Origin of the sequence: Streptosporangium minutum (genome assembly GCF_002149035.1) — a bacterium.
GTDB classification, from domain to species: Bacteria; Actinomycetota; Actinomycetes; order Streptosporangiales; family Streptosporangiaceae; genus Streptosporangium; species Streptosporangium minutum.
On the sequence record NZ_NGFP01000373.1, the window covers coordinates 1 to 6,666 of the forward strand.

Here is a 6,666-nt window from a genome sequence, read left to right on the forward strand (position 1 = left end):
GTCCGTTCCCGATGCGGGGGCCGGGCGGGCCCCCGGGCGGTCCGGGATGACGGCGTGGGCCGGGAGGTCCGGGCTGACGGCGAGGACGGCTCTGGTCGCGGTCGTCGGTACGGTGGCCGCCCTCCTCGGCATCGGGGTGCGGGCACGGTTCGGCGCGCATGTGGCGGTGGACGAGCCGCAGTACCTGCTGACCGCGTTGTCGATCTTCGAGGACTTCGACCTCGACATCACCGACGAGCTGGACGACGGCCGCTGGATGCCGTGGGCGGGGACCGAAGCCCTGCCGGTGCAGACCGAGGTGCTGCCCGGCGGCACGCAGATCAGCCCGCACGATCCGCTGCTGCCGATCCTGCTGGCCGTCCCGATGGGGCTCGGGGGCTGGATCGCGGCCAAGGCCGTCATGGCGCTCATGGCCGGGGCGCTCGCCGCGCTGACCCTGTGGACGGCGGTGCGCCGGTTCGCCGTCCCCGCGGGACTCGCCACGGTGGGGGTGATCCTCGCCTCGGCCGCCGCCCCCCTCGCGGTCTACGGCCAGCAGGTCTACCCGGAGCTCCCGGCCGCGCTGGCCACCCTCGCGGCGGTGGCCGTCCTGACCGGACCCGCCTTCGCCGGAGCGGCCCCACCCGCCGGCCGTCCGCCGACCACGGCGCCGGAGCCGGTCCCGGGTACGGCCGGAGCCGCCGCCGGGCCTGCCGGGCCGCTCTCCGGGCCCGCGGGGCGGGTCGTCGGGCCGGGGCCGCGGGCCATCGCGGTGTTCGGCCTGACGGTCACCGCGCTGCCGTGGTTGTCGGTCAAATACGCCCCGGTGGCCGCCGCGCTCGCACTCCTAGGCCTGTGGCGGCTGCGTGCCGGTCGCCGCCCGCTTCTGGGCCTCGCCGCCGGGTTCGCCGTCATGGGCGCCGTCTACCTGGGGGTCCACCGCCTCGTCTGGGGCGGCTGGACCGTCTACGCCAGCGGCGACCACTTCCAGGAGTCCGGCGAGTTCGGCGTGATGGGCTTCGCCCCCGACTACGCGGGCCGGGCCGTACGGCTGGTCGGGCTGATGGTCGACAGGGGATACGGCCTGGCGGCCTGGCAGCCCGCGTGGCTGCTGCTCCTGCCCGCCGCCGGCTTCGCGCTCCGGCGCCTGCGCCCGCACGGCGCGGTGCTGCTGCTCCCGCTGGCCGCCGGGTGGCTGACCGCGACCTTCGTCGCGCTGACCATGCACGGCTACTGGTGGCCCGGCCGCCAGACGGTCGTGGTGCTGCCGCTGGCCGTGCTGCTCATCCTGGTCCTGCTGGCCGGCAGGCCGGGATGGCTCCGATGGGCCGGGCTCGGGCTCGGCGTGGCCGGGCTGGTCGACTACGCGTGGCTGCTGGCCGACGGGTACGCCCGGAGGATCACCTGGGTGAGCGGCTTCGAACAGGTCGGCTCCCCGCTCCACCGGCTCCTGGGAAACCTCCTGCCCGACTACCGGCTCGGCTGGCACGGCTTCTGGCCGCTCCACCTGGCCTGGGCGCTCGCGTCCGTCCTGCTGATCGCGTACGGCACGCCGTACCTCATGAAGGGAGGCGCGGATGAGGACGACTCCGCCCCGGGCCGTGATGACGGCGGTGGCGGCCACCCGGCCCCCCTCAGATGACTTTCCGGACACCGAAGCACCGGACCCCGAACTAAGGAAGAACTCCCATGTCGCTGCGTAGGCTGGTCGCCGCCGCTCTCGTCCCACTGGCGCTGCTCGCGTCCGCCTGCGGCGGCGCCGGCGGGGACGGCCAGAGCTTCGACGACAACTCCCTGGTGATCTACTCGGGACGCAACAAGAACCTCGTCGGCCCGCTGATCGACAAGCTGAGGACCGCCACCGGCCTGGACGTCCAGGTCCGCTACGGCGACAGCGCGGAGCTGGCCGCGCAGATCCTCGAAGAGGGCGCGGACACCCGGGCGGACGTGTTCTTCTCCCAGGACGCCGGGGCGCTCGGGGCGCTGAGCAAGCACCAGATGCTCGCGCCGGCGCCCCAGGAGCTGCTGGACCGGGTCGCGGCCAGGTACCGCAGCTCGGAGGGGACGTGGGTGGGGGTCTCCGGCCGGTCCCGCGTCATCGTCTACGACCCCCGCACGGTCGTCGCCCCGCCCAAGAGCGTCTTCGAGCTGACCGACCCCAAGTGGAAGGACAAGGTCGGCTGGTCCCCGACCAACGCGTCGTTCCAGTCCTTCGTCACCGCGCTGCGGGTGGTCGCCGGCGAGGACAAGGCCAGGCAGTGGCTTGAGGCGATGAAGGCCAACGGCGCCAAGTCCTACCCGAACAACGTGGAGATCCTCAACGCCGTGGACGACGGCAAGCTCCAGCTCGGCCTGATCAACCACTACTACTGGTACGAGAAGGTGGCCGAGAACGGGCCGAACGGAGTGCCGTCCAGGCTCGCCTACCTGCCGGGCGGCGACCCGGGGGCACTGGTCAACGTGGCGGGTGTGGGCATGCTGAAGGGCACCGAGCACGGCGAGGCCGCCAAGAAGGCGATGGACTACCTCCTCGGCGCCGACGCCCAGAAGTACTTCGCCGACACCACCAAGGAGTATCCGCTCATCGCCGGCGTGCCGACCGCTCCCGGGCTGCCCCCGTTCGACTCGCTCAAGGGGCCCGAGGTGGACCTGTCCAAGCTCGACTCGCTGGAGCAGACCATCACCATGCTGCAAGACGTGGGCCTGGTCTAGATGTCGGTACGCCGGATCCCCGCGGGGCTGCTGACGCCCGCCGCCGTGACGGCGGCGCTGGCGCTGCTGCCGGTGGGCTACCTGGTGGTGCGCTCGGCCGAGGGCGGCCTCGACGCCGTGGCCAGGACGCTGCTGCGGGCCAGGACCCTGGAGCTGGCCCTGCGCAGCCTGGGACTGGCGGCCGTGGTGACCGTGCTGTGCGTGGCCGTCGGGATCTCGCTGGCCTGGCTGGTGATCAGGAGCGACCTGCCGGGACGCCGCGTCTTCGGCATCCTGGCCGCGCTGCCGCTCGCCGTGCCGTCCTACGTCGCCGCCTACACGTGGGTGGCCGCGGTCGATCTGGAGGGTTTCGCCGGGTCGGTGCTGGTGCTCACGCTCTGCAGCTACCCCTACGTCTACCTCCCGGTGGCCGCCGCGCTCAGCAGGATGGATCCGGCGACGGAGGAGGTCGCGCTCTCCCTGGGGCGCGGCCGGGCCGGCGTCGTCCTGCGCCAGCTGCGGCCCTCGGCCGCGGCGGGGGCGCTGCTGGTCGCGATGTACGTGCTCGCCGAGTTCGGCGCGGTGGCGATCATGCGCTTCGACGTGTTCACCACGCAGATCTACACCTCCTACCGGGCGGGCTTCAACCGCACCCCGGCGGCGGTGCTCGGGCTGCTGCTGGTGCTGATCACACTCCTGATCGTGGTGACGGAGTCCCGCAGCCGGGGCAGGGCCTCCTACGCGATGCGGGGCAACCCGGCGCGCAGGCCCCCGGTCATCCGGCTGCGCGCCGGGACCAGGGCGCTCGCGCTGGCCTGGTCCACCGCGCTCGCCGGGCTCGCGGTCGGCTTCCCCCTGGCCGGCATCGGCTACTGGCTGCTCAACGGCTCCTCGGCCCGGGTCGACCTGGGGGAGCTGTCCGGGGCGGTGGGCGCCACGCTGGGCGTCGCGGCGGCGGGCGCGCTGCTCACCACGGCGCTGGCCGTACCGGTCGGGATCATCGCGGCGCGTTACCGCGGCCGTACGGCGACCTTCCTGGAGCAGTCCACCTATGTGGGGCATTCGCTGCCCGGCATCGTCATGGCGCTGTCGTTCGTGTTCTTCGCCGTGCGCTACGTCCCGGCCGTCTACCAGCGCTCCCCGCTGCTGGTGGTCGCCTACGCCGTGCTGTTCATGCCCGCCGCGGTCGGCGCGGTGCGGGCCTCGGTCCTCCAGTCGCCGCCGGTGCTGGAGGAGGTCGCCCGGTCGCTGGGCCGTACCCCGCTGCAGACCGTCCGCGCCGTCACCCTCCCGCTCGCCCTGCCCGGCGTGCTCGCGGGGGCCGCGCTGGTGTTCCTCACCGCGATGAAGGAACTGCCCGCCACCCTGCTGCTCCGGCCGACAGGCATGGAGACCCTCGCCACCCAGCTATGGGCGGAGACCGGCTCGGGGGCCTATGCCGCCGCCGCGCCGTACGCCGCCCTGCTCATGCTTCTGGCGGCCGTCCCCGGCTTCATCCTGGGCCGCCGATCCCTCAAGGAGACGTCTTGAGACTGACCGTCACGGACGTGACCAAGGCCTTCGGCGGCACGCGGGTGCTGCGTGGCGCGTCGCTGACCGTGGAGGAGGGCGACCTCGCCGCGGTGCTCGGCCCGTCCGGCTGCGGCAAGACCACGCTGCTGCGCATCGTCGCGGGTTTCGAGAGCCTCGACTCGGGGTCGGTGGCGATCGGCGAGCGCGAGGTGGCCGGGCTGCCGCCCGAGCGGCGCAAGGTCGGGATCGTGCCGCAGGAGGCGGCGCTCTTCCCGCACCTGTCGGTGGCGCGCAACGTCGGCTTCGGGCTGCCGCGCGGATCCGCCGAACGCGTCGAGGAGTGCCTGGAGCTGGTCGGCCTGGCCGGGTTCGGCGACCGCATGCCGCACCAGATCTCCGGCGGCCAGCAGCAGCGGGTGGCCCTCGCCCGCGCCCTCGCCCCGCACCCGGGCGTGGTCCTGCTGGACGAGCCGTTCAACGCCCTGGACCGCTCGCTCAGGGTGAGCGTCCGCGACGAGGTGCGGGCGGCGCTGAAACGGGCCGGGGCGACCGCGGTGCTCGTCACGCACGACCAGGAGGAGGCGCTGTCCATGGCCGACACCGTCGCGGTCATGCGTGAGGGCCGGATCGTCCAGGAGGGCACCCCCGCCTCGGTCTACGCGGCCCCGTGCGATCTGGGCGTGGCCACGTTCGTGGGGGAGGCGGTGGTGCTCGCCGCCACCTCCGACCACGGCGTCGCCTCCTGCCTGCTCGGCGACCTGCCGCAGCGGGCCGACGGGGTCGCCGGGAAGGGCCGGGTCGCGCTCCGGCCCGAGCAGTTCGTGCTCCGCGCGCCGGGAGAGGGCGTCGGCGGCCTGGTCGAGCGGGTGGAGTTCTTCGGGCACGACGCCGCGATCACGGTCGCGCTGGAGCCGGGGACCGTGATCCGGGCCCGTACGCGCGGCGACGTGCCGCACCGCCCCGGCGACCGCGTGGGCGTCACGGTCGAGGGCCCGGTGCTGTTCTTCCCCGAGTGAGGCTTCGCTGCCGCCGCGAGGCTGTGACCAGTGGTTTCGTTGATCTATATGGGCATTCCGTCCACTCCTGAGGTGTTCTTCTCCCCGCTGAGATGGGAATGGCTACAGAGCCGAGACCCGACTGACAGCCCGGAGACGACAGTGAACGGATGGACGTTCGAAGGCCAGCCCGGCGCCCTGGGCGACACCACGGTGACCTTGGTGGAAGGCGGGTCCTTCTGCGTGTGCGCGCGCGGCGGCGACATCGTGCAAGGAGGGGCGCAGGGCGTCTACCACGCCGACACCCGGCTGCTGTCACGCTGGGAGCTGAGGGTGGACGACGCGCCGGTGGAGGCTCTCCGGGTGCTCCCGGGCGAGCCGTACCACGCGACGTTCGTCGGCCGGGCGGGGCCGCGGCCGGGGCGGGCGGAGAGCAGCCTGCTGGTGATCAGGGACCGCTACGTCGGGGGTGGCATCCGTGAGGACCTGACCCTGCGCAACCTGTCCGACGAACCGGCCGGATGCGTGGTCGACATCCACGTCAGCTCGGACGTGGCCGACCTGTTCGAGGTGAAGGCCGGCCGGGTCCGGTACGTGCCCGACGTGGAGATGACCCCCGACAGGTCGGGGCTGCTGATCTTCTCCGCCAGCCGCTCGCGTGGCGCCCGGGTGGTGGGCGAGCCCGCGCCGTTCGCCGTCCCGGGCATGCTCGGCTTCCGGATCGTCGTGCCCGCGCGCGGCGAATGGACCGTCAGCCTGCAGGTCAACCCGATCCTGGAGGGGGAGGAGTCGCCCGCCTGGTTCTCCACCCACCACCCGGTGGAGCACGCCGAACCCGCCAGGCGCCGCGCCGACTGGGCGCGCCTCAGCCCCAGCCTCAGCACCCGCGACCGCACCCTCTCCCAGGTCCTGCACCGCTCCAGGGAGGACCTGGGGGCACTGCGGCTGTTCGAGCCCGACAGGCCCGACGAACCACCCAGCATCGCCGCGGGCGCGCCGTGGTTCATGACCCTGTTCGGCCGCGACTCGCTGCTGACCTCGTGGATGGCGCTGCCGCTGGACCAGTCCCTGGCGCTCGGCACCGTCCGCCGCCTGGCCCGGCTGCAGGGCAGGATCGACGACCCGCTCACCGAGGAGGAGCCCGGGAAGATCCTGCACGAGCTCCGCTTCGGCGTGCAGGCCGGCGCCTCGCCGCGCGGCGGCCTCGCCTACTACGGCTCGGTCGACTCCACCCCGCTGTTCGTGATGCTCCTGGGCGAGCTGCGCCGGTGGGGCGTGCACGGGGAGGCGGTCGAGGAGCTGATGCCGAACGTCGACGACGCGCTCGACTGGATCACCAGGTCGGCCGACCCGTTCCTGTCCTACCGCCGCAGGACCGACCACGGCCTGCTCAACCAGGGCTGGAAGGACTCCTTCGACGGCGTCAACTTCGCCGACGGCACCCTGGCCCGCCCGCCCATCGCGCTGGCCGAGGTCCAGGGGTACGTCT

General features: G+C 73.4%; 4 protein-coding genes and 1 pseudogene. All 5 read left to right on the top strand.

Features of this window, described 5'->3' with window-relative positions; all coding sequences use genetic code 11:
- Window positions 1-1,621 (top strand): annotated as a pseudogene (locus CA984_RS41690) (hypothetical protein); the annotation flags it as partial.
- 47 nt (window positions 1,622-1,668) lie between these two features.
- Complete coding sequence (locus tag CA984_RS41695) at window positions 1,669-2,691, top strand: iron ABC transporter substrate-binding protein (RefSeq protein ID WP_086578847.1); 1,023 nt, start codon at window positions 1,669-1,671, stop codon at window positions 2,689-2,691.
- Complete coding sequence (locus CA984_RS41700) at window positions 2,692-4,200, top strand: ABC transporter permease (RefSeq protein WP_086578848.1); 1,509 nt, start codon at window positions 2,692-2,694, stop codon at window positions 4,198-4,200.
- Complete coding sequence (locus CA984_RS41705; protein WP_086578849.1) at window positions 4,197-5,198, top strand: ABC transporter ATP-binding protein; 1,002 nt, start codon at window positions 4,197-4,199, stop codon at window positions 5,196-5,198. Before CA984_RS41700 ends, CA984_RS41705 begins: the two co-directional genes overlap by 4 nt.
- Before the next feature lie 141 nt (window positions 5,199-5,339).
- A partial coding sequence (locus CA984_RS41710; protein ID WP_278249103.1) for an amylo-alpha-1,6-glucosidase occupies window positions 5,340-6,666 on the top strand: 1,327 nt, incomplete at its 3' end.

What these genes read in the sequence shown, in the direction of transcription:
- CA984_RS41695 (WP_086578847.1), top strand. Translation starts at nt 1,669, where the DNA reads ATGTCGCTGCGTAGGCTGGTCGCCGCCGCTCTCGTCCCACTGGCGCTG.
- CA984_RS41700 (WP_086578848.1), top strand. Translation starts at nt 2,692, where the DNA reads ATGTCGGTACGCCGGATCCCCGCGGGGCTGCTGACGCCCGCCGCCGTG.